This is a genomic window from bacterium (assembly GCA_030583725.1).
In the GTDB taxonomy this organism is placed as follows: Bacteria; Patescibacteriota; Microgenomatia; order UBA8517; family UBA8517; genus JAUYMM01.
In genome coordinates this window covers 628,567-651,172 of sequence record CP129472.1, presented here as the reverse complement: position 1 = coordinate 651,172, position 22,606 = coordinate 628,567, and the positions used below count along the sequence as shown (strand labels likewise).

The 22,606-nt window shown below is 34.4% G+C and carries 31 protein-coding genes; 6 read left to right on the top strand and 25 right to left on the bottom strand.

Annotation, left to right across the window (positions count from 1 at the left end):
• Positions 1 to 15: 15 nt before the first annotated feature.
• The 6 genes from QY322_03775 to QY322_03750 form a co-directional block, all read right to left on the bottom strand.
• Complete coding sequence (locus tag QY322_03775; protein ID WKZ25478.1) at positions 16 to 2,487, bottom strand: HAD-IC family P-type ATPase; 2,472 nt, start codon at positions 2,485 to 2,487, stop codon at positions 16 to 18.
• A 3-nt stretch (positions 2,488 to 2,490) separates the two neighbouring features.
• Positions 2,491 to 3,864 carry an Nramp family divalent metal transporter gene (locus QY322_03770; protein ID WKZ25477.1) on the bottom strand — a complete coding sequence of 458 codons (1,374 nt, stop codon included), beginning with the start codon at positions 3,862 to 3,864 and terminating at the stop codon, positions 2,491 to 2,493.
• Positions 3,865 to 3,882: 18 nt separating this feature from the next.
• A complete protein-coding gene (locus QY322_03765; protein ID WKZ25476.1) occupies positions 3,883 to 4,269 on the bottom strand; it encodes a PIN domain-containing protein in 387 nt (128 codons plus the stop codon).
• Positions 4,266 to 4,547, bottom strand: a complete 282-nt coding sequence (locus tag QY322_03760) for a hypothetical protein (protein ID WKZ25475.1) — start codon at positions 4,545 to 4,547, stop codon at positions 4,266 to 4,268. Before QY322_03760 ends, QY322_03765 begins: the two co-directional genes overlap by 4 nt.
• Before the next feature lie 42 nt (positions 4,548 to 4,589).
• On the bottom strand, positions 4,590 to 6,287 hold the full coding sequence (locus QY322_03755) for an ATP-dependent DNA ligase (protein WKZ25474.1): 1,698 nt from the start codon (positions 6,285 to 6,287) through the stop codon (positions 4,590 to 4,592).
• Positions 6,288 to 6,516: 229 nt separating this feature from the next.
• Positions 6,517 to 7,581 carry a Fic family protein gene (locus tag QY322_03750; protein ID WKZ25473.1) on the bottom strand — a complete coding sequence of 355 codons (1,065 nt, stop codon included), beginning with the start codon at positions 7,579 to 7,581 and terminating at the stop codon, positions 6,517 to 6,519.
• Positions 7,582 to 7,634: 53 nt separating this feature from the next.
• On the opposite strand from QY322_03750, the gene QY322_03745 reads away from it, so the two are divergent.
• On the top strand, positions 7,635 to 7,886 hold the full coding sequence (locus tag QY322_03745; GenBank protein ID WKZ25472.1) for a DUF5654 family protein: 252 nt from the start codon (positions 7,635 to 7,637) through the stop codon (positions 7,884 to 7,886).
• Here QY322_03745 and QY322_03740 read toward each other — a convergent pair.
• Genes QY322_03740 through QY322_03700 form a run of 9 tightly spaced genes read right to left on the bottom strand, consistent with a single transcriptional unit; the run spans position 7,883 to position 13,877 of the window.
• On the bottom strand, positions 7,883 to 8,149 hold the full coding sequence (locus tag QY322_03740) for a hypothetical protein (GenBank protein WKZ25471.1): 267 nt from the start codon (positions 8,147 to 8,149) through the stop codon (positions 7,883 to 7,885). The two genes, QY322_03745 and QY322_03740, sit on opposite strands and share 4 nt — an antisense overlap.
• The gene (gene recF, locus QY322_03735; protein ID WKZ25470.1) at positions 8,142 to 9,170 is read right to left on the bottom strand and encodes a DNA replication and repair protein RecF; all 1,029 of its coding nucleotides are present in this window, start codon (positions 9,168 to 9,170) and stop codon (positions 8,142 to 8,144) included. The genes QY322_03740 and recF overlap by 8 nt, the downstream gene beginning before the upstream one ends.
• Before the next feature lie 32 nt (positions 9,171 to 9,202).
• Positions 9,203 to 9,691, bottom strand: a complete 489-nt coding sequence (locus tag QY322_03730; protein WKZ25469.1) for a hypothetical protein — start codon at positions 9,689 to 9,691, stop codon at positions 9,203 to 9,205.
• The gene (gene mutM, locus QY322_03725; GenBank protein ID WKZ25468.1) at positions 9,679 to 10,542 is read right to left on the bottom strand and encodes a bifunctional DNA-formamidopyrimidine glycosylase/DNA-(apurinic or apyrimidinic site) lyase; all 864 of its coding nucleotides are present in this window, start codon (positions 10,540 to 10,542) and stop codon (positions 9,679 to 9,681) included. The genes QY322_03730 and mutM overlap by 13 nt, the downstream gene beginning before the upstream one ends.
• The gene (locus QY322_03720; protein WKZ25467.1) at positions 10,543 to 11,100 is read right to left on the bottom strand and encodes an MFS transporter; all 558 of its coding nucleotides are present in this window, start codon (positions 11,098 to 11,100) and stop codon (positions 10,543 to 10,545) included.
• A 2-nt stretch (positions 11,101 to 11,102) separates the two neighbouring features.
• A complete protein-coding gene (locus QY322_03715; GenBank protein ID WKZ25466.1) occupies positions 11,103 to 11,561 on the bottom strand; it encodes a hypothetical protein in 459 nt (152 codons plus the stop codon).
• The gene (locus QY322_03710; protein WKZ25465.1) at positions 11,539 to 12,702 is read right to left on the bottom strand and encodes a glycosyltransferase; all 1,164 of its coding nucleotides are present in this window, start codon (positions 12,700 to 12,702) and stop codon (positions 11,539 to 11,541) included. The genes QY322_03715 and QY322_03710 overlap by 23 nt, the downstream gene beginning before the upstream one ends.
• Positions 12,703 to 12,705: 3 nt before the next feature.
• The gene (locus tag QY322_03705) at positions 12,706 to 13,620 is read right to left on the bottom strand and encodes a 5'-3' exonuclease H3TH domain-containing protein (protein WKZ25464.1); all 915 of its coding nucleotides are present in this window, start codon (positions 13,618 to 13,620) and stop codon (positions 12,706 to 12,708) included.
• A gap of 35 nt (positions 13,621 to 13,655) precedes the next feature.
• Positions 13,656 to 13,877: a hypothetical protein gene (locus tag QY322_03700; protein ID WKZ25463.1), complete on the bottom strand. Its 222-nt coding sequence runs from the start codon at positions 13,875 to 13,877 to the stop codon at positions 13,656 to 13,658.
• A 34-nt stretch (positions 13,878 to 13,911) separates the two neighbouring features.
• Between QY322_03700 and QY322_03695 the strand changes: the two genes are divergently transcribed.
• Positions 13,912 to 14,478, top strand: coding sequence for a VTT domain-containing protein (locus QY322_03695; GenBank protein ID WKZ25462.1), 567 nt, complete (start codon positions 13,912 to 13,914; stop codon positions 14,476 to 14,478).
• Here the strand turns inward: QY322_03695 and QY322_03690 are convergent.
• From QY322_03690 to QY322_03645, 10 genes are all read right to left on the bottom strand, one after another.
• Entirely contained in the window at positions 14,434 to 14,673 is a 240-nt protein-coding gene (locus tag QY322_03690) for a hypothetical protein (GenBank protein WKZ25461.1), read from the bottom strand. The genes QY322_03695 and QY322_03690 overlap by 45 nt on opposite strands.
• Position 14,674: 1 nt before the next feature.
• Positions 14,675 to 16,609, bottom strand: coding sequence for an ATP-dependent zinc metalloprotease FtsH (ftsH, locus tag QY322_03685; GenBank protein ID WKZ25460.1), 1,935 nt, complete (start codon positions 16,607 to 16,609; stop codon positions 14,675 to 14,677).
• A gap of 39 nt (positions 16,610 to 16,648) precedes the next feature.
• Positions 16,649 to 16,999, bottom strand: a complete 351-nt coding sequence (locus QY322_03680) for a tRNA-binding protein (protein WKZ25459.1) — start codon at positions 16,997 to 16,999, stop codon at positions 16,649 to 16,651.
• Positions 16,987 to 17,379, bottom strand: a complete 393-nt coding sequence (locus QY322_03675; protein WKZ25458.1) for a type II toxin-antitoxin system VapC family toxin — start codon at positions 17,377 to 17,379, stop codon at positions 16,987 to 16,989. The genes QY322_03680 and QY322_03675 overlap by 13 nt, the downstream gene beginning before the upstream one ends.
• Positions 17,360 to 17,620 carry a type II toxin-antitoxin system prevent-host-death family antitoxin gene (locus tag QY322_03670; GenBank protein ID WKZ25457.1) on the bottom strand — a complete coding sequence of 87 codons (261 nt, stop codon included), beginning with the start codon at positions 17,618 to 17,620 and terminating at the stop codon, positions 17,360 to 17,362. The genes QY322_03675 and QY322_03670 overlap by 20 nt, the downstream gene beginning before the upstream one ends.
• Positions 17,621 to 17,650: 30 nt before the next feature.
• A complete protein-coding gene (trpS, locus tag QY322_03665; GenBank protein ID WKZ25456.1) occupies positions 17,651 to 18,634 on the bottom strand; it encodes a tryptophan--tRNA ligase in 984 nt (327 codons plus the stop codon).
• A gap of 48 nt (positions 18,635 to 18,682) precedes the next feature.
• Positions 18,683 to 18,928 carry a GIY-YIG nuclease family protein gene (locus QY322_03660; GenBank protein WKZ25455.1) on the bottom strand — a complete coding sequence of 82 codons (246 nt, stop codon included), beginning with the start codon at positions 18,926 to 18,928 and terminating at the stop codon, positions 18,683 to 18,685.
• Between the two features lie 102 nt (positions 18,929 to 19,030).
• Positions 19,031 to 19,588 (bottom strand): hypothetical protein, encoded by a 558-nt coding sequence (locus tag QY322_03655; GenBank protein ID WKZ25454.1) that lies wholly within the window; start codon positions 19,586 to 19,588, stop codon positions 19,031 to 19,033.
• Between the two features lie 316 nt (positions 19,589 to 19,904).
• Positions 19,905 to 20,225, bottom strand: a complete 321-nt coding sequence (locus QY322_03650) for a hypothetical protein (GenBank protein ID WKZ25453.1) — start codon at positions 20,223 to 20,225, stop codon at positions 19,905 to 19,907.
• A gap of 259 nt (positions 20,226 to 20,484) precedes the next feature.
• Positions 20,485 to 20,697, bottom strand: coding sequence for a helix-turn-helix transcriptional regulator (locus QY322_03645; protein WKZ25452.1), 213 nt, complete (start codon positions 20,695 to 20,697; stop codon positions 20,485 to 20,487).
• A 105-nt stretch (positions 20,698 to 20,802) separates the two neighbouring features.
• Between QY322_03645 and QY322_03640 the strand changes: the two genes are divergently transcribed.
• From QY322_03640 to QY322_03625, 4 genes are all read left to right on the top strand, one after another.
• Complete coding sequence (locus QY322_03640; protein WKZ25451.1) at positions 20,803 to 21,024, top strand: hypothetical protein; 222 nt, start codon at positions 20,803 to 20,805, stop codon at positions 21,022 to 21,024.
• Positions 21,021 to 21,569 (top strand): hypothetical protein, encoded by a 549-nt coding sequence (locus QY322_03635; GenBank protein ID WKZ25450.1) that lies wholly within the window; start codon positions 21,021 to 21,023, stop codon positions 21,567 to 21,569. Before QY322_03640 ends, QY322_03635 begins: the two co-directional genes overlap by 4 nt.
• 277 nt (positions 21,570 to 21,846) lie before the next feature.
• On the top strand, positions 21,847 to 22,116 hold the full coding sequence (locus QY322_03630; protein WKZ25449.1) for a hypothetical protein: 270 nt from the start codon (positions 21,847 to 21,849) through the stop codon (positions 22,114 to 22,116).
• On the top strand, positions 22,097 to 22,585 hold the full coding sequence (locus QY322_03625; protein WKZ25448.1) for a hypothetical protein: 489 nt from the start codon (positions 22,097 to 22,099) through the stop codon (positions 22,583 to 22,585). The genes QY322_03630 and QY322_03625 overlap by 20 nt, the downstream gene beginning before the upstream one ends.
• The last annotated feature ends 21 nt before the right edge of the window (positions 22,586 to 22,606 follow it).

The following is a 22,606-nucleotide window of genomic DNA, read 5'->3' as shown; positions in this document are numbered from 1 at the left end:
TTAATCACCCCCTCTTCAACTTAATATTACATTTTTCTCAAGTGTTCGTCTATTGATAATTTTAACAATCTCAATTAAAGAAACGGTGACTAGTGATGTTGATATAATTAAAACCCAATAATTAATAGGTACTGAAACCGTACCAAAGAAACTACGGGTTGACGAGCTCATAATTGGCACTATCTGTAAAATTGCACCAGCAAAAACTGCCACAAGAAGCCATCTATTAGAAAAAGGATTTTGGCTCCAAATAGACTCTTTAAGGGTTCTAGTTGAAAAAACGTAGAAAAGTGAATTAAACCCTAAACTCAAAAAGGCTACGGTTTGCGACAGGGCCAAGTTGTTTGTTCCTCTATAGGTATATATGAAAAGTAAAAGTGCCAAAATACCTGATGACACACTAATTATCGCAATTAAACCTTTCATCCAACCGTTTAAAAGACTCTCATTTGTTTGTCTTGGAGCTTCATTCATTATATTTTTCCTCTTTGGGTCTATGGTTAGGGCCAAGTCAGGAAACCCGTCCGTCACCAAGTTTATCCATAATATCTGAACAGCACTTACGGGCAAGGGAAACCCTAATATTATAGCTCCAGAAACCGCAATAATGGCATTAAAAGCACTACTCATTAAATAAACAATTATTTTTCTGATGTTTTCAAATATTCCCCGACCCTCTTCTATTGCCGCAACGACGGTTTCAAATTTTGAGTCTAAAAGCACTAAATCTGCAGTTTCTCTTGCCACATCACTAGCATCCCCGACAACAACTCCAATATCTGAAGATTTTAAGGCTAAGGCATCGTTAACCCCGTCCCCCATCATAGCAACCACTTCACCATTTAATTTTAAGCTTTCTACTATCTTGGACTTTTGATCAGGAGTAGTTCTAGCAAAAAGCAATATTCTGTTCTCTCCTTTAAGTCTAGTTGAAAGTTCTTCTGTTGAAAGTCTTGCTAACTCATCACCTGCCATTGTTTGGTTTTCGTTTAAACTAAGTCCTAACTTGTTGGCAACTGAAAGGGCAGTTTGTAAGTAATCGCCTGTAATAATAACTATATTTATCCCCGCACGCATAACTTTTTTAAGTGACTCAGAAACGCCAAGCCTAACAGGATCGTCGAAAGCTATTAGTCCCACCCACTCAAACCCCCCTTGCTTAATGGTTTCGTCTGATAAAGATTGTTTTGTATCAACTTGTTTTCTTGCAAAAGCTATCAAACGGGCTCCGGATTTAGTAAGACTGTTTATTTCATTTAATATTTTTTCCTTTTTGGCCTTTTCTAGGTTTGACCACTTCAGAATAAACTCCGGTGCACCATTGACAAAAATCATATTATTTTGATCATTAAATTTATTAAGCGATGTAAAATATCTATCCTTAGGTGAAAATGGAATTGAGTCAATCCGTAAATATTTAGTAATCATTTTCTGTGGATCAATTTTAGAGTGAGTCTTGGCCCACTCAAAAGCAGATATCACAATTGGGTCATCCATGTCGTTTGCAACTATCGACTGCAAAACGATATCTTCCAAATTGCCTTCTGTTTTTAGAACCTTTAATTTACCCTCGGTTAGAGTTCCTGTTTTATCCAAACAAATAGTAGTAACTCCCCCTAAAGTTTCAGCGGATACTAAATTTCTAACCAAGCCTTTTCTCTTTAGTATCCTCTGCATACCAATTGCCAAAATAACAGTTAAGGCAACTAATAGTCCTTCGGGAATTGCAGAAACCGCTAAAGCTACTGATGCCCTAAACATTTCAGAAGTATCTCTTCCAGTAGCAGAACCTAATATAAAAACAAAAACTGTTAAGGCTAAAACAACTACGGCTAAGCCTTTGCTAAAAGTATTAAGTTGTTTTTTTAATGGAGTATCTTCTTCTTTTGTCTGTATTTTTAAAGCAATCTGGCCTATTTTTGTATTTACCCCGATTTCACCAACCCTCATTAAACCCTGTCCGGCAGTCACTATTGTCCCCATAAAAACCATATCTTTGACATTTTTGGAGACAGAAACAGACTCGCCCGTTAATATAGCTTCTTGGAAAAAAATTCTATTAGCGCTAATAAGCTCGCCATCAGCGGGGACTTTATCCCCTTGGTTTAAAACCACTAAATCTGAGGGTACAAGATTGAAAGACTCTATTGTAATAACCTTGCCATTTCTAATAACTTTTGCGTAGGACTTAACCATCTTTTTAAGTGCAAATAGTGACCTGTGGGCCTTTCTTTCTTGATAGAAACCTAAAACAGTATTTGCGATAATCGCTAGTAAAATTATTAAAGTATCAGATAACTCTTTAAGAAAAGTTGTGACAGTACCTGCAACTATTAATACGTAAACAAGCGGGCTTTTTATTTGATCAAATAGTATTTTTAAGTCTGAAGGAGGCAAAACCTCAGGTAGTTCGTTCCTACCATGAGTTTTCCTAAGATCTAAAACCTGTTTTTCGCTTAAACCTTTATGTTTTAAATATTCAAACATCAATTAAAAAAATAATGGAACAATGGTTTTGTATGAAAAATAACCAAAGAATAAAAATGCTACAACCATCCACAAAATTCTAAACAAATTAGGTCTTATCTCTTTTTCTAAACTAGTTAAATTTAAGTTTAAGGTCAAACCAATGTGTACAAACATAGCCACGGCGTTTAACACAGCGGAAATAGTCAAAAGTAAAAACGGTTGGCCGAAATCAAAAAGAAAAATTATAATTCCTGCCAATATTTGAAGCCACAAAAATGAATAATAAATTTTAGGAAGCATAATACTTTTCCACCTTTTAATTTTTAGTATCAGCATATTTTCAGCCATTATTCTACTAGTTGCATCCAGCACTGTTAATTGAGTATTAAAAAGCATAAAACCACCAATTAATAAAAAGGATATACCTATGACTGACCCCAATCTGGAAGAAATTACTCCAGCCTCATAAATTATGAATTCAACACCACTAGGTAGATTTACCGACCCAAAAACTGTCGAGTACGAAAGTAAAGAAAGCATACAAATAGACACAACTCCCCCGAGCCAAAAAACTAAAAAGTGTTCAAGGTTAACTACTTTCCACCATTTTTTAAATCTATCAATATTTTCACTATTTACAGCAAAGGCAGTTCCTGTAATTGATATGTCCTCTACTTCGCCAGTTAGAATACTAGTAATTTTACCTCCGTATTTACCCATGCCATATCCTTTTTCTTTAACATAGAAACTTTGGGCAAGATTTAAATTTCCACCAGCACCTGCAAATGCAAAGGCTGCCAAAAATGAGGCTAGCGGTAAACCCTTAGGGATATTGCCAAAATTTACCATTCCATAGAACATATCAATAATGTCCGAGCGGGAGGAGAGATAAACTGCCAAAACAAAAATAGCAGGGACAGAAACTGTAATTAAAACAAGTGATATTTTTTCAACTGTTTTATATAGAACAGGCCCTAAGGTTAAGATACTGCCAATAACTAACAACAATATAATGCCAAAGACGTTTATATTCTGAATAGCAAAGACCTCGCCAAATAATCTTGCAGATGTTGCAATAATTCCAGGCCATATCCAAGCTAAAAGAGTTGAGAAAATAAACCAATAAGGTAAATTTTTATACTTTCTAGCAAAACCTACAAAGATACTCTCACCCTTAGCTAGTGCATATCTCTCAATCTCCATGTTTATAAAAAATTGAAATGTAACACCCAAAACCGCCCCCCAGATAATACCCATCCCAAAGTTACTAGTTAGATAAGGCCAGAGGATAAATTCACCACTACCTAGACCTAAACCAAGGAGTATAAATGAAGGACCCAACAGAGCTCTAAATCTAGGAGCATTTGGAAGAATGTTAATTGAATGCTTTTCCACAAATAAATATTAGCATAATTATTTCTTTGAAGAATATAATTTCAAATTTTTAACTTTTGTGAAGTGTTTTGTATTACTTGTTGCAACTTGTGCATCTAGTTCAAGAGCAGTTGCCGCAATAATGGCATCAAAACCAAAAATATTAGTGTCTCTCGAAATTGTTCCAGCATGTTTTGCTATTTTTTGATCCAGGTTGATTATTTTAAACAAACTCAATATCTTTTCTAGCCTTACTCCATTCTTTTTATTTTTTGTTTCTTTACCTGACCAAAGTTCTGTGATTACAACTGATGGTATATATAAATCACAATTTCCAGACCTTGAATCACTTATTAGTTGATTGAATGATCCAATGTTTGCTCTTGTGTAATCAATAATTACTGATGTATCAACTATTATTTTCATCTATTTCTTGCTTCTTCGAATCTCTTATTAAAACTGTTTCTAAATCTACTCATCGATTTAATATTGGCATCGCTTGATAAAAATCCACTCCCTCCCAATTTTTTAATGAATTTCATATAGTCATCCCAATCAAAATTGTCTTCATCAGCTTTAACAATTTTAAAAAGAGGCACGCCTCTCTTTTCATCGTTAACAGTCACACTTTTACCCATATTTGCCATATCGGAAAATTTACTAATATTTTTTCTAAAATCTGAAAATGATACTGTGTAATTCATATTACTAACTATTATATGTACATTATGTACACATGTCAATATCTAATTTTGTAGCTTGGAGATTTCTTTTAATTCTTTCAATGTTGTTGCTTCATTTGGTCCTTTATCTTCCCTAATTTTAATAAATCTAGGAAACCTGAGGGACAAGCCTAATGAATGTTTGGTACTTTTTGAAATACTATCTGCGGTAACTTCAACAACAAGTTTTGGAATTGCCCATACATCTGGGATTAGGTCTTTCTGGGCTTCATAATCTTTTGGCTTCTCTTTACTTTCTAAATTATCTAAACGCTTTCTAATTTCCACAAGCATGACTTCAGTTAAACCTGTACCAACTTTGGTTAAAGTCCTAATTGAATCTCCATCTTTGATACCTACTAAAATCTTTCCCAGTCCAAACTGGGCCCTTTTGCCTTTACCTGTGAAGTAGCCCATTACAATGCAATCTAGAGTGTCAGAGAGGCGTCCAGATTGCCCCTCCTCCTCTTTCATCTTTACCCAATTCCAACCTGTTCTACCTGAAACATAATATCCATTAACTTTCTTGACAACTACACCCTCAAGTCCCATTTTTAAGTACTTGTTATGTAAACTTTTGACAACTTCTGGATCTTTAGTAATCAACGACTCGTCAATTCTAAGTAAACCTCCATTAACAACATGTTTTTCTAATTCTTTTCGTCTTTCTTGGTATGGAGTATTTATCAAACTTCTATCGTTCACAAAAAGGCAATCAAAAACTTGAAACTGAAGTGGTGTTTCTGTTGAGCTTTTTTCGACCTCATGTTTTCTTCTTCTGGCGATTGTTTTTTGGAAGTCCACAAAACCCTCCCTTTTGCTATCAAGTCCAACAGCCTCAGTGTCCAAGATTATTTCATCAGCCTTGATGTATTTAGCCAAGTTTTTAAGTTCTGGGAAAATATTGATGTCTAAAGAATTCATATTTCTAGTAAAAACTGCTGTGAAATTGTCCTTCTTTCTGTAGTGAATAAATATCCTCAAACCATCAAATTTGGGTTCAACTGCAACTTCTCCCATCTTTTTAATAATATCGTCATAACTTCCTATTCTTTGACAAAGCATAGGAACCACTGGAACTCCTATTTTAGGTTTAGCTTCTTTAACTTTTTGAAGTTTGACAAGTTCTGCTATGTAGCCTATATCGGGCCTTATGTTATATGCATTTTCGATATTCTTTGATTTTTCTTTATCTCCAGATGAAAGAGCATCTATTATTGTTTTTTCAGAAAAACCAAGTCTGAGTTTACCAACTGGGATTCTTGCAACATACCTAACTGATAATGAATCTAGACTTTTTAAAAGTTCTGCAAATTTTTCTATCTTTCTATCTTGTGATCCCTCACCGTTATCCTTTGCTATCTCAACAAGTTTTGAGAAGACTTGATTTACAGTTAATTTTTCAGATTGTAAGCCACCACCCTCAACAGACAAACTCTCTGCAACATTTCCCAAATCTCCAGTCTCTTTATAAATTCTAGTTACTTCATCTAGGTTTTTGCCATAACTTATCGCAATTGACCTAGCTACCATTTTTTCAGCAAAGTTTAAGAGCTTGCTTTCATAATTTGGAGCTAGAACGCCAAGAGATAAATAAACAACTTCTTTGATTTCTTTTTCATCAGTTTCTTTAAATAACTCTTTTAAAATTGCAGTTATTTCAAGCCGTGAAGAAGTCTTTTCCAACTTTTGTAGATATTCGCTAAATTTACTAAAAAGCATAACCCCATTATAGCATCAAGTGCTGGATCTCATACCCTACTTGTCATATAGGAAGAAAAGAAAAGGTAAGCAAAAATGACCATAACTATAAATAACAATCCAAAAAATATAGAGATTAAGCCACTCCACTCCTCATGAGCACATTTGTAGATCCCCTCTCCCATTAAAGTTAGTCCAAAAAGACTTGGTAAAACCAAAATCATATATAAAAATTGCGGGTCGTTAGGTGTCATGTTTTATTTAGTACATACCTGGCTGATTTTGTGCTTCCTTCTTTTTTAATAATATGTTTTGTTATTAAACCTTTTAAGTCACGTAAAATGGTATCTTCAGAAACCATTGGTATTAGTCTTTTAAGATCAGTCATTGGTGCTCCATTTTGGTCAGAAATATATTCCATAAGCCTCATTTGACGCTCTGAAAGTGCTATCTGTTCACCAAATTTGACCTTCATTCTAGTGTCTAATGAGAGTTTTCTTACTTTTTCCTTTATTTTATTAAGTTCTACAGCCACAACACCTGAAAAGTATTCATTCCAAGGGGTTAAATCCCTTTGGGCTATATTTTGTGCATTGATGTCTACCTTAAATAAGGCGTCATAGTAAGAAGCTAAATCTTTATCAAAGTTTTCTTCTAGTGAAAAAAATCTTTTTATATCATAGCCCTCTCTCATCAAAATTAATTGTGTAAAGGCTCTCACAGTTCTCCCATTTCCCTCAACAAAGGGGTGAATTGCGACCAAAACATAGTGTGCAATTCCTGCTTTTAAGATGGGGTGGAGCTCTTTGGCATTTTCACTATTCAACCAACCAAAGAAATCATCTACCAAATATGGTACTTCAACAAATGGGGGTGGTTTTAACACCACCTTGTCTGTTCCCTCTTCCTTAATGATTACCTGTGTGTTCCTAAAAACCCCTATTTTTTCTGCAGATACAATTTTGTCAACAGTTGCCTTATGAATATCCAAAAGCATATCTGAACCTAAATCTCCTTTTTTAAAAACTAATTCATCTAGAAGTGTCATGACATTCCTGTAGTTTATTATTTCCTGAATATCACGAGGCCTACCATATACTTCTTGTCCTTCAAGTATTTTCTTTGTTTGAATTAAGTTTAATTCATTACCCTCAATGTGGGTGCCATGATGAATTGTTTTTGCATATGCTTCATTTTGAAATTGTTTTTCATAAGTAGGAACAAGTGGAGCATTTTCAATAACCTCTTTGGAAGCTTCAACCTGACCAATATTTTTCAAAATTGTGTTTGTTATGTTATATTTAGGAATATACATATATTTATATTACTGCAAAATATGCGGAAAATGAATAGTCACTGTTTACAACAATGAAAAAAAGTAAATCAGAAATACATAAAGAGGTAACAAAAGAAATTTTAAAGCTTTCTACATCAGCATTTGGGCTTGTTGCAGCACTTGCATGGAATGAACTGATTAAAGAAGTTGTAACTATGTATATAAAACCACTGGTAGGAGGTGCCTCTGGGATTATTTCACTGGCTATTTATGCAGTTATTGTCACATTTTTAGCGGTATTAATCACAATCAATTTGTCTAAACTGATTCAAAAGAAAAGTTAATCATCGTATTTTTCAGCCGTGTGTGCTGCTCCAGACCCCGTCGTCCTTTGTCTGTGCTCATGCACTTCTTGGCTGACAGTAGCCTCAGGGGGAAATATATCGTCCGGTGGTAAGGTGCTAATTCTTGTCCACTCACCTTTTCTGACGCGTCTCCAAGTATACCCATCTCCATCTTTCGGCTTTAAAGTCTGAAATTTTGTAGTGGCAATTTCCGAAGTGTTATCTCTGTGACCTAAAACGATCAGTTTATTACTTTCAAGCATATTCTAGATTAATTATTTTTATACTACTTAAATTGACATTTGGCAAGTTGTGTTCATCTGCTGAGGTTATAATTACTTGGTGGTTATTAAAAGAATTCATCACAATTTCGCGATGTTTATGGTCAAGTTCTGAAAAAATATCATCTAACAAAAGTATTGGTTTTACGCTTGTTTTTTCTTCTATATATTTAAGCTCTGCAATTTTTAAGTATAAAACTTGCATCCTTTGTTGGCCCCTTGATCCATAACTTGCAAGGTCTCTTTTCTTTTGAAGAAAAACAAAGTCATCTCTATGAGGGCCTACTAAAGTTGTTGCTGATGCTACTTCTTCATTTTTATACTGTTCTAGTCTCCCCTCACTAATAACTGATGAGTCATACTCAAGATGGCATTTTTTTAAACTATTTATAAATTCGATTAATTCCAATCTTCTTTTGGTAATATAGTTCCCGTTTTTAATTAAAAGCTGATTCCAAAAAAGAAGGTGGGATCTTGATAGTCCCTCTTCTCTTATTTTCCACAATAGTTTATTTCTTTGTCTAACACCTTTTTCATATGAGCCAATAGCTCTTCTATATTCCCTGTCACTTTGTGACAACACCATATCTAAAAAATTTCTTCGAAGTGATGGGGATCCAGTAACTAAATCAAGGTCTTGAGGAGAAAAAAGTGTAACCTTGATGTTTCCTGCAAAATCTATTAGCCTTTTTGGTACTCCGTTAACCATTAACTTCTTTTTGGCTACTTTCTCTTTAATAGGCTTTCCAATGTCAATTAAGCCTCTGGTTAATACAATTTCTAAATCATTTCCTTTGATTCTTGCAATATCATAATCATAGTTTATTGCATCTGACTCAACTTTTGCTTTAAAACTTTTACCCGTTGAAAGAAAGAATATAGCTTCTAGAATGTTTGTTTTTCCTTGCGCATTTGGGGCATTTATAACATTGATTCCTTCACCAAACTCAATCGTCCTTTTATCAAAATTTCTAAAATTGGTTAGGTGTATATTGTTTACCATTAAATATTTGTAGTATACAAGAAGCTACCGAATTAAAGAATATTAAAGGCGTTAATAATTCCAGTTCCCAACCCCACTGTAATAATTGTAGAAGGTATGTTAGCAAGAATTACTATTAGGTATTTATACCAATAATCATTTAGTAAAATTCTGGCTGTGAGTGAAGAGAAAACAGGTCCACCAATTGACCCAATTATTAAAGTCCCCAATATTTTTCCGTGATGCAAGTATTTATTTAAATACTTTTTTTCTTTTTTACTTTCTGTTTTTTCAATGTCTTTTGCAAAACCAAAAAACTTGTCATGGGAAAAAACATACAGAAAAAGACAAGCAAAAAAAATTCCAAACAGATAAAGTTGTATAAAACTGGTTAAAACATTTCCTGATCTCATAGCCTGTATGGTATGAGCCTTAGATATCAAAAAATATCCAGCCAAAACAGCAACTGCTATTATATGTGAATGGTGAAATTTAAATTTGTTTTTTACCACGTAATGGCTAGGTTTTCTCATTTTTGACATTTTTTACACCAATATGTTCCCCTTCCTCCCAAGAAAAACTTTTCTATCTTTTCTGTTTTACAACGACTGCAAACCTCTCCCTGATGATTATATACCAAAGTGTGATTTTGATACTCTCCTTCCTTGCCATCAGGTGTTACAAATGCAAGCTCACTTGCTCCTCCATATTTTAGTCCGTTTTTTAGAACAGTTTCAATTGCATTAAAAAGAAGTTTTGAATCTTTATTACTTAGTGAGTTAGATGCACGTTTGGGACTAATTTTAGAAAGCCAGAGTGCATCATTGGCGTATATATTACCAACTCCCCCAATCTTTGATTGATCCATTAAAAGCACTTTAATATTACGTTTTGATTTTGAAAGTAAATTTGAAAAGTAGTCAAATGTTAATAATGAAGGTTTACCATAAACAGAACCGAATGGCTCTGGACCTAGGGCTTTAACAAACTTTTCATTTTCAACTTCAGTAGTTTTTTCTATTTTGACCCAACCAAATTTTCTAATGTCGTTGTAGTACAGTTTTCCACCATCACTAAATTCAAAGATAACGTGTGTGTGAGGCCCAGGAACTCCACCAACTACTTTTTTAGATATTGGACTCTCATCAAGTTTTGGTCCTTTGTATACAAATTGTCCAGTTAGTTTAACGTGTGTCAGAATTGAATAACCGTTGTCTAAATCTATTGAAGTAACTTTTGCAAACCTTCTCACTCCCAGAACCCTTCCCCTAACCAATTTAGCGATTGGTAAGTCATAACTTGGTGTTTTAACTTGAACTTTAGAAATTAAAGATCCAACTAAAAACTTTTCTAATTGCATTCTCATTGTCTCAACTTCTGGTAATTCTGGCATTTAAAGTACCCTCCTTGGCGTAATCAACACACCAGTAAAAGAGACCAAAGCCAACATACTCATTGCTACAAACAACACATTAAACCCAAAGTGCGTCACCAAAACGCCGCCCAATACTACACCGAAAGCTACTAATAGATTATTGATAATATTCCAATTTGAGTAATCCATAATCTCTTTCTTACCATCTAAGTGTTTTGCAAAAATAGCATTCCAAGATGGTGTTCCCAAGGCCTCTCCTAAACCTAAAATAATTTGGATTAAAATTAACCCTGATATATTTGTTACAAAAAGGTAGCCCATCCAAGCAATGGCCCTCACCAAAAAGCCACCGGCCAATAAATATTCTTGCTCTTTTACCTTATCACCATACTTTGATACGAAAGCCATAAATACTGTTGAGGAAAGCATAAAAACAGCCCATGACAAACTTACTGTAACAATTTTGTTGTCTAGACCTTGCACATAAATTGCATAAAGTGGGCCAAAAAGCGACCCACCAAATACGAAAATTGAGTTAAGCGTAAAAAGTACTTTTAATGATTTATTAATTTGCATAATTATTTTTTAACTAATTTAAAACTATGGCGATGGTGAATTGGCTTAATTTGATAGAGCCTAAACATTATGATTGTTGCAATAATAATTGAGACAACGGCGATTATTGTACCTGAATATGGAATCCATAAAACATTACTTGTTAATTGTTCTACATCTCCAATCCAAAGCAAAAACTCATCTAACACTAAGCCAAGTCCAATACCATAAAATAATGCAAACCAGTTTTTATGTTTCCTAATTCCAAGCCCAATGGCTAGAAAACTTGTAATAGTAATAAGTATGTTTCCATATACAAGATGATGAAGCCTAAATTCTCCAACAACTGCAAATAAAAATGGTGGTAATATTTTCCATTCCATTATTGAGAAGGTAATAAGCCTTGAAACTATAAAAACTGAGATAATCGAAACTAAAATTATTACAAGTGGAGCTATACTACTTTTCTTTAAGCTTTTCATATACAAATTGTAGCATTTCTTTTTTAAATCTTTCTTTACTAAATTTCTTGGCCTGCTTGATACAGTCTTCTGGTTTAAATTTCATTTTTGTAAATTTCATAACGGCTTGAGCCAATGATTCTGGGGTTCTTTCTTCAAAAAATATTCCAGTTTTGCCATCAACTACTGTTTCTTTTACACCCCCTTGGTTTAGAGCGATGACGGGAGTTCCAGCAGCCATTGCTTCAACTGGAATTATTCCAAAGTCTTCTTGTTCTGATGGAAAGATAAAAGCTTTTGCACTTCTCATTAACTCCCATTTTTCGCTATCCGTAACTTCTCCCAAGAACTCGACGTTCTTGCCAGCATTCTTTTTAAATTGGTCTAAACCATATGATGCAAAGGTTCCACCAAAAACTTTTAGAGGTAGTCCCAGTTTGGTAAAAGCAGAAATTGCTATATCGTGTCCTTTATGTCTTGATACCCTACCACCTATTAAGTAATAATTTTCTTTTACAATGTTTGGTCTAATATCTGGGATTTCAACTGGAGGATAAATAACTTTTGAGTCTCTTCTGTAAAATTTTGATACCCTACTCTTTACTTCGTTTGAGTTGGTTAATAAATAATTTGGAAACTGTGCAGATTTAAAATCTAAGATTCTTAAAAAATGCATTGGGATTTGACCCAAAACTAATAATGTTCTTCTAAACCAGTTATTAGTCCAGTCATTTGCTACTGGGTAGCCATATAAATATCTAGGTGGAGTGTGATAGTAGGCGATAAACAGTGTCTTTTTACTAACTTTTACAAAATTTGGAGATGTATAGGTTCCTGCATTCGATGTAATAACCACATCAAACTTTGATAAGTCTATAAATCCAAAAATAAAGGGTGCAACAAATCTAAACATACTAATCAGTTTTGCTTTAAAAGGAATGTGTTGCAAAATTGATGTTTTTATATTCCACTTCTCAATTCTTTCTCTGTGAGGTCCTGCGTATTTTGGAAGAAAAACAGATGTATAGACTGGTGCATCTGGCCAAATTTCGAGGAGAGCTTCAACAACTTTTTCAGCTCCCCCAAACTCTTTTAAATAATCATGTACGATTGCGACTTTTACAAAATTCTTATTTTGCAAAGCTTTGCTTATTATTTTCATTTTTTAAAATAGTGATCCTTGTTTTTCTTTTTCTATTTGTTCTCCTAATTTCTTTATTCTAGCAGTTAAAGTTTTGAAACCATACTCCTCAAAAAGCTTTAATACATTTTCCGAAACCAAATCGAAATTATTTGACGTTTCTATATCAATTTTAATTGGAACATTTTTGACAATAGTCGCAAGTTTGTAAGAAAGATATGCTGACTCTTTACCATCAATAAGCTTCTCTCTTAACTTTTCAGGAACTTCATCAATGTGTTCATAAATTCCATCTAAAGTCTCATATTCGGTCAAAAGTGAAGTGGCAGTCTTTGGACCTATTCCTGGTATACCAAAATAGTTATCGGACGGATCCCCTACGAGTGCTTTGTAATCAGGTATTTTGGTAGGTGGTACTCCTAACCTTTCTATGGTTTCTTTTTCCGCAAATATTTTGCCATTTGAAAGACCCGCTATCGGCATAAATAATTTAATATTATTCTTGTCATCAACAAGTTGTAATATATCTCTGTCACCAGTAACAATCACTGTCTCGTTAATTAGTGGGAAACTAGTGACTACTAGTTTTGTTATTGTACCTATTACGTCGTCCGCCTCGTAACCAGACTTTGAATAAACAGGAATATTTACAGATTTTAAAAAGTCACGTGCTTTTTTAAATTGTGGTATCAACTCAGATGGAATTTCAGGCCTTTGAGACTGATATGTTGGAAGTAATTCATTTCTAAATGTTTTTTCTTTCTCATCAAAACAAAAAATAATGTGAGTGGGTTTTAAATTTTCTACAATGTTAATAAGCATTGAAACAAGTCCATAAAGTGCGTTTATTTGTTCACCAGATTTTGAAGTTAGCGGTGGAAGTGCGTGAAATGCACGATACATTATTGCATTCCCATCAAAAATTACGAGCTTGCTCATGAAGCTATTATATCAGTTTGAAGATAAAAAAATGTTTAAGGGTTAGTATCATCTGTGTCTATTTCATTTGGAGTTTGTCCTCCCTTATCATCCCACCTACCTATTGTGCACCCATTTGGCATACGTCTAGCAGCCTTTCGCAAAAAGTTTGTCATCCCCTTAACTTTTAATTGAAGCATTTTATGGTCACGATCGGATAGTGAACCTAAAAAGTCAGCCATTTCTTCTTTTAAGTTTTCTGGGATTGATAATGTCATTTTATATAAACGATTTTACAGTTAGAATATAGTTATGTCAAAAATAAGCAAAGCTTGCCACTTCGTGGTAAAAAAATGGTTTAGTAATAACAAAGAAAAAATTGTTAAATATTTATTAATTTTTGCTTCAGTATTAATTAGTGGAGTTATTATTTATTTTAGAAATGACCTAGAAAAACTTCAGGGCTATGGAATTTTGGGAATTTTTTTAATTAGCGTCTTAGGTAACGCCACTATAGCAATACCAGCACCTGTCATCATCTCAGCCCTTGTGGGTGGATCTATCTACAATCCTCTCCTTATAGGACTTGTGGTAGCTTTGGGTGCCACTATTGGGGAATTGACAGGCTTTATGGCGGGAGTCGGTGGACGTGTTGTAGTAACCGACCATAAACATTTTAAAAAAATAGAAAAGTGGATGAATAAGTCAGGATTTTTGACACTTTTTATATTAGGAGCAATACCAAACCCACTTTTTGACCTCGCAGGTATGTTTGCTGGGGCAACCAAATACCCTATCAAAAAATTTCTACTGGCTACGTTTTTAGGTAAATCTTTAAAGTTCCTTACCTTTGCTATTTTTGGCTCTTATTTTCTCTAAAGTAGGTTCGTCAAATTGAATCTGACCAACTAATACTCCCCCCTCATCTAAACCTGCCTGTTTTCTTTCCCAAGCTTGTTCAGTTAAATCTCCACCCCCTTCTTCTTGTACTTCTGGATCAACTTTTTGACTATTTCCCAGATTTAAAAATCTAACATAACTATTATAGTTGATTTGCAATCTTTTATATGCCATATTATTTAATCACCACCTTTTCTAATAATACAGGTTCTTCTTTTTTACCGACAATTTTTTCAAATGATTCTCTGTCCATTGTTTCATCTTTAAGTAGTGACTTAGCCACTTCCTCAAGTTTATTTTTATGTTTCTTAATTAAGTTTTCAGCATTTTTGAGTGCAGTTTCAAGTATTTTTCTAACTTCAGCATCTATTTTTTCTTGTGTAGAAGGAGAAACTGCATTTTCTTGATAATATTCAGTCTGGCCAAATTCTCCAGCTTGAACATCTGGACCATAATTAACTGGACCTAAACTACTCATTCCCCACTCCACAACCATAGCCTTTGCAATTCTTGTTGCGACCGCAATATCATTACTTGCACCACTAGTCATCTCGTTAAATTTAAACTGCTCAGCAGCACGTCCACCCATCATTGCAGATATCTGATTTAAAAGTCTTGTCTTGGTGTCATGGGTTCTGTCTGCCGCAGGTGGAATTAAGGTGTGGCCCAGACTCATACCTCGAGCCACAATTGAAATTCTATGAACTGGGTCCATATCCTTTGTATAGTGAGTAACAATTGCATGGCCCGCCTCATGGTATGCAGTTATTTTCTTGTCATTTAGACTTTGAAGTCTCTTTTTGGCAGGTCCCATTTTAACCTTAGTTGCCGATTCTTCAACGTCACCCATATCAATTTCTGCCTTGTTTAGTCTTGCTGCCCCAATTGCCGCCTCATTTAACATGTTCTCCAAGTCTGCCCCAGAAAAGCCTACTGTTCTGTCTGCGATTCTCCCCCAATTAATATCTTTCCCAAAAGTTTTGCCTTGAGAATGAATTTTTAGAATTGCCACTCTTCCTTCTTTGTCAGGCATATCAAGTGTTACTCTTCTATCAAATCTTCCAGGTCTTAAAAGTGCTGGGTCTAAAAGATCACCTCTATTTGTGGCAGCAAGTACAATTACCGACTCGTTAGGAGTAAAGCCATCCATCTCAACTAAAATTTGATTTAAAGTTTGTTCCCTTTCATCATGTCCCCCAACCATTCCACTTCTTCCTCTCTGTCTACCTATTGCATCAATTTCATCTATAAAAATAATTGATGGTGCTTGAGCTTTTGCTTGTGCAAATAAATCACGTACTCGCGACGCACCAATACCAACTAACATTTCCATAAATTCTGAACCAGCCATTGAGAAAAATGGAACATTAGCTTCACCAGCAACAGCTTTTGCAAGCATTGTCTTACCTACACCTGAAGGGCCAAACAAAAGTACTCCCTTTGGAGTTCTGGCACCTATTTTTCTATATTTTTCAGGATTTTTAAGAAAATCAACAACCTCAACTAACTCTTTTTTGGCCTCATCAACTCCCGCAACATCAGCAAACTTCACATTTTGTTTACCCTTGGCAAACATTTTTGCTTTACTTCTACCAAATGAAAAGATATCTTGCGCCCCTCTCGTTTGTGAACGCATTATGTAAAGGAAAATTCCTGCGAATAGAATAATTGGTAAAACGATACTTAGAACTTCAGCAACGGCCTTAGCCACTGTTTGGTCAGTTATAGAGAAACCAACAGAAGAGACATCAATTTTGGCATTTTCTAAAAGGTCTGTAAAACTTTGACCTTCTTCTTTGGTGGTTATTTTTGTTGAACCGTCTTTATAACTTAAAACTAAATTATCTTTTTCAATTACTACTTTTTCTATTTTTTCTTGTCTTATATCATCTAACGCAACGGACAGATCAATTTTAGTGTCTACATTTGAAATTCCAAACATTGAAAAAAGAGGGGGTACAAAAAAAAGAATTAGGAGTATCCCAAAAACCACAGTCCAAATATTTACTTTAAATTTTACAGTTACTTGTTTTTTGGCAGGTTTTTTGGAGTTCTTTGGTTCACCAGTAGAAACATTCTTTGTTTCTTTTTTGACTTGATTTAGCTTCATAGTTTATACGTATGTGAGTATATCACAAGAATTTAGTATTTAGCGAACCTTTGTCCCATTCGGAACAACTTCAGGAAGACTGAATAAAACTGTTGGAGTCTCTTCATCTTCTTTGGGTACTGCCATTACCATCATCACTTCACTTAACTCTTTTTCAGGCCCTATTGTTTTGGGTTTTAAATTAACTACGAATGGAAACTGCTTTCCTGTTAAGTCTTCTGGTTTGTAAAACTTCATTATTCCAGAAAAGGCTTGTTTTATTCCTAGCTCTTCTCCAAAATCTGCTTTTATTTTCATCACCCAGTGACTCCACTCAGGAACAGATGCTTCAACAACAGTACCAATCCTAATGTCTATTTTTTCAAAATCATTAAAGCTTATTGTGTCCATATTTTTAAACCTTTTATTCTCTTAAAATGTTTTAAGTTGTTCGTCACCAGAACCATATCGTTTTGGATTGCCGTCGCTGCAATCATTAAATCAAAATCCTCCAACCTCTGACCAATCTTTTCTAATTCTATTTTAATTTTGGCAAATATTTTACTTGTATTCTCGTCAAAATCTAGAATTCTCAAGTTTAAATCCTTGGTCAAACTTTCAATTCCCTCTATTGAGCTACTAGGTTTGGATGTTTTTTCAGCTCCGTAATACAATTCGCATAAAGTAATTGAACAAGTTGCCAAATCGCCTTTGACTGAAAAATTCTGTATATCTAAATTATCTCTTAATAAATCAACAAAAATATTTGTATCAATCAAATATTTTGACATATTTTCTGTTCCTTCTAAAGGAAGTAACATCAGGAAAATCTGGGATACTTCCAGCGTATTTTTTCAAAATATCTTTATAATCGGTTCTTTTTATAGTTTTTTTAACAGGAACTACTTTTGCTATTTCCACACCATACTTTTCTATCATCACTTCATATCCTCCGTAGACAGCAAGGTTTAAAATCTCAGAAGGATTGGTTTTGAGCTCAGTAGCGCTAAATGCCTTAGGATAAATATTCATAATAAGTATATTATGTACAAAATGTACAACTTAGTCAAGTCCCATCTTTTCTTTCACTTCCAAAACTGTTTCACTCGCAATCTGTCTTGCTTTTTCTGCTCCATTTTTAATTACATCATTAACATAAGTTGTTTTATGTTCTAACTCTTTCCTTTTTTCTTGAATCGGTTTTAATTCTTTGTAAATTGCATCTGCCAACTCCTTCTTTAAATCACCATATCTAATTCCATCGCTTGTGTATTTTTCTTCATACATTTTTCTTTTTTCAATTCCTTCAAAAAGTTCTACAAACTTCAGTAAGTTGGCTACTCCCCCAACTGTTGGTAGGACTTCTCCTTTTCCTGAATCGGTTGGAGCTCCTGCTAATCTTTTTTGGATAGTTTTTATGTCATCACTTAAGTTAATATAACTACCTTCTACTGACTTACTCATTTTTCCTTCACCTGAGAGTGATGGCACATACTCACCTTTTGTTGCAAAACGAATAGGCTCAGGAAATCTTGTTCCATATATATCATTCATTTTTCTTGCAATTTCTCTTGTAACTTCAAGGTGTGGTTCTTGATCAATGCCAACAGGAACAAGTGAAGCATTGTAAATCAAAATATCAGAAGCCATCAAAACAGGATAATTTAGAAGTGCAACAGTTGAGGCATTTGGATGTTGTTTAATTTTATCTTTATAGGTAGGTAAGTGTTGCATCCTAGCAAGACTTACGACAGTTGATAATAAGTAAAATAGTTCTGTATGTTCTGGAACGTAAGATTGGACGAACAGAGTAGTTTTTTCAGGATCCAAACCAGCAGAGAGATAATCTAGAACAATATTCTTAGTAGATTCTTTTAGTGTTTCTTTATCGTATGGGGTGGTTAGGGTATGAAGATCAGCCACCATATACAAAGTTTCAAGGTCGCTTCTATCTTGTAATTCAAGCATACCTTTTACAGCCCCCAAATAGTTTCCTAGATGTAGCCTGCCTGTTGCCCTAATTCCTGACAATACTCTCTTTTTCATAGATATAAATATAGTTTAACTTAAAAACGGAAAATCTGCCATTTAAGATTAAACTTTTAATTTTAGATTTTTAATTTTTTCAGATCTACCCCAACTTTTAATTTCTGATTCTCTTTTTAATGCTTCAGACTTTGTAAATAACTTCTCTAAATAGATTTGTTTAATTGGCTTATGAGATCTAGTATAATGACCACCTTTACCTCTTTTATGGTCTAAAAACCTTTTTTGGGGGTTATTTGAATACCCAGTATACAAACTGTTATCTTCACACAAAAGAATGTATACAAACCACATGGGTTAATTATATGTTATTTGGTTGCGGGGCTGGGAGTTAATCAGAAATTACTTTTTAGGCCTATCTGAGCCTATATTCATACCTGACTTAAGGTAATGGGCTTAAGAAAATAGTGTTTTTAATCTCTCAAGTGTTATTCCAGACTGAATTGCTAGAGAAACAATTAAATTAGCAAACTCAACATAGCTTTTTATCTCTCCGATTTTTTCTTTAATCTTTTCAATAAATGATTTTTCATTATCATTCTCTGTCTTACTCATAGCTTGTTGTAAATCCATACCAAGTTGTACAAGAATTTGAACATTAGTATTTTGAGTTTGAGTTTGGTTTAATATCGTAGATGGACTACCTCCAAAAGGGTCTTGCGGTTCAAGTGAATATTCTCCCTGTAATCTCATAATCAAAGCATTTAACATACCTCTGTATGTATCAGTTGGGACATACGGCTCGTGATTATATCCAAATTTAGTGTTTAATTTATATTCGTCAAATCTATTATTGTCTGTTATTTGAACAAGCTCTGTGATTAAACTGTTTGTTCTGTTCCACAACTCAGGTTGATGGATATTTGGTATTTTCTCAGTTTGAGGAGCTTGTGCAAGAAGGCCTTTTAACTCCTTATAGGCTGGCAAAACTTTATTTTTAATATCCGACGTCATTGTTATTGATTTCTTTCCATATTTTATCACTTCGTGCACAAATTTTCCGTAACAAAGGGGGGTATAGAACTCAAGAAACTTTATGTATTATGTATTGTCGATTACTTTTGATATAGATTCACATTCATTAATTCAAAAATTTTAAAAAATAATTTTAGGCAAAGAAAAGCCCGACACTATTGATTTTTAAAAGAGAGAAAATCCTCCTTTATAGTCAGCGTCGGGCTAATCTTGTATTTCTTTATTGCGGGTGTTGACCTATTCGTTTTCGGGCTTGCTGGCACTTGCGTGAGCACTGCGGTCGTAAAAGGCGGCCTTATAGAAAATTTGCCCAGATGCGACCAGCGCCATCAACGAGATTTGACCACATAGAATGGTCTGTCGGAACCTTCTTCCATCCCTCTGGCAGTTCCACGTACTGGAAAATGTCATCGTCATCGACGACTCCGAGGAACTTGACGCCAGCGGCCTCGAGAATTTCTTTTCCGCGCAGGTCGGTCGGAAGGGTGGTGCTTGAAACGAACGATTGCTGGCCAGCCAATTCTTGGTCCATAATCGCGCGTCCGCCGTCGTTGGTGCCAAGTGCACGCATAAACAGGTCGAGACCATCTTCCTTACGGGGTTTCTGTTGTGTCATTTCATATCTCCTTTGAATTAATGATTTTTTAGTTCACTATCCCGAATGGGTTAGCTCTTTAGGTACGAGTAATTAAACTAATACCCAAGGAGCTACCCACTCAAGGTTCAAAAGAGAATCAACTTTTCGCAATTTTAAAGTACAAGATACTAAATAAAAAAAGAGAAATGGCTAGGTGCAAATGAACCTGTGATTTCTCTAAATTTCTAAAAACACTATATCACTGAAATAGCCATTTGTCAAGATTATAGGATGTATTTTAAAGAAGGTTCAAATCTGAGGATTTTATATTTAGTGATTGGGCAATTTTGCGTAACACTTTTAGGCTTGGTGTTCTGTTTGCAGACTCTAGATATTGGATATATTTTTGTGTAACCCCAACCTTATCTCCCAATTCTTGTTGGGTTAAATCTGCTATTTTTCTATATTTCTTAATAGTTTTGGCTAATTTCAAATCTTTCTTGGTTATCATTAAATGAAGTTATCAAGAAGTAGATTCAAACTAAACCCACACATTGTTACTATTTAGCCTCGTAAGTAAACTTGAAAATGGAGTAACAAGGAGTTACCATAAGTTATGACCAAATTTCAAAAGTCATTACTAAAGATTTTAATTTTTGGTTTATTAATTACTTTATTTTTGATACTTAGACAGCAAGAGATTTCTCGTTGTAAAAATTTCTATAGTGAAGTGGAAAAAGAAAAAGCCAAAAGCACGTTTTGGTTTAAACCATCTGGCCTTGAAAAACCTTATAATTACTGTAGTTGGGTACTTTATGGTTTTAAATATACAAAGTGAATAAATTTAATATTTACAAACTCCTTTTTTACATTCTGTTAGTTCCATATATTCTTTTAGCTATCTATTTGTTTTGGTCAGTTAAGGATAAGGGAGAGAGCCAAGACACAATCCAAGATATTCAAAGTACTTGCCAAAAAGAATTAGAAGCCTCTAATAGTGATGTTGACGAATATAATGGCGTTCCCAAACCTATTGATTTTTCAGACCTCCCAGAGGCAAAGAGGCATTATACAAGAATTACAGAAACAGCAGAAAGGGGGGTAAACTTTGCTGAGCGTTACAGCTTGGCCATTTTGGGCTGTGGCACTGACTGTGCGTCATTCGCTGTCACAAATGTAGAAACTGGGAAGGTTATCGCTTATAGACCAGCTAATCCTAGCTACATTTTGCTTAATGAAGGTAGCTACTTAGTCTTAGAGCCAGTATATGCGGAGCAAACAAGGGAATATTACAAAATAGTTGATGATAAGCTAGAACTGGTTTGTACAGAAAAATCTACACAAGATATGTACCCAAATCTACCAGAGGACGTACGATGGTAAATGATTGAACCTAACCAGCCTCAAAGAAAATAAAATAAAAATAATGTAATTTTAATAAAGTTGGTCAAATAGGAAATTAAAATAATTAGCCACAATATCAAAATTCAATTGATATAGATTGATATAGTTTTAGACACTTGATTCAACTAAAGGGTTCTGTTAGGAATAAGATAGTTTAGGTAAAGATTTGAGCACTACCTACCGATAGTCTAAGCGACAACGTACAGACAGAGGGAAATATAAACCCCTGTCTTTTTTTGTGCTTTAAATATGAATTATGAATAATATCTATAAGACAAAGGATAAACAAATTGCTCCATTTCTTCTGACACAGTCAGAGGTATCTTTCTTGGGTACATCTGAAGAAGGATACACACTTTACTTCCAATTCTCTCCTGAAGACAAATGTATAAGTCTAGCAAACGCATTTATAAGTAAAACTGCCCCACCTGTTCAACCAAAAGACTTATTAGACGCTGTTGAAACCTACAGAGATAGGGTTTTCGAGATGAAGGATAAAAATAAATATGAAAGAAATAGATATTAAACAAAAAGAAAAGTGGAAATTATTTTTCAAAAATTGGAAAGGTCTTTGGAGAAATCCTAGTATCTCGACAAATACAAAGGCGGTTATCTTTAATCTGTTTCTTTATCGCTCAGATGACGAAGGGTGGTGTGTTTCAGAAAGAAAGATGGCTGGTGACTTGGGTATCGGCAAAAATACAGCCAGTAAAGCAATTGATGAGGCAACTTCGATGGGTTATCTCCTAACCAACAAGAGCAAACAAAGAGAACGAAGGAAATTGAGGCTATCTGGGTCACTTAGAAGCCCAACTTGGACTACAGATAAACCCAAGGTTTGGGTCAGTAGTGAACCCACTAAATATCAAAGTAAATATAAAAATAATATTGAGATTAAGAAATCTGATAATGAAACACAAGAACTAACAAAAATTATGAGTGGAGATGAACTTGGTAAGAAAATAGCAGAACTTAAAAAGAAAATGCAGATATGAATTATTTTTACAAAGTAACTA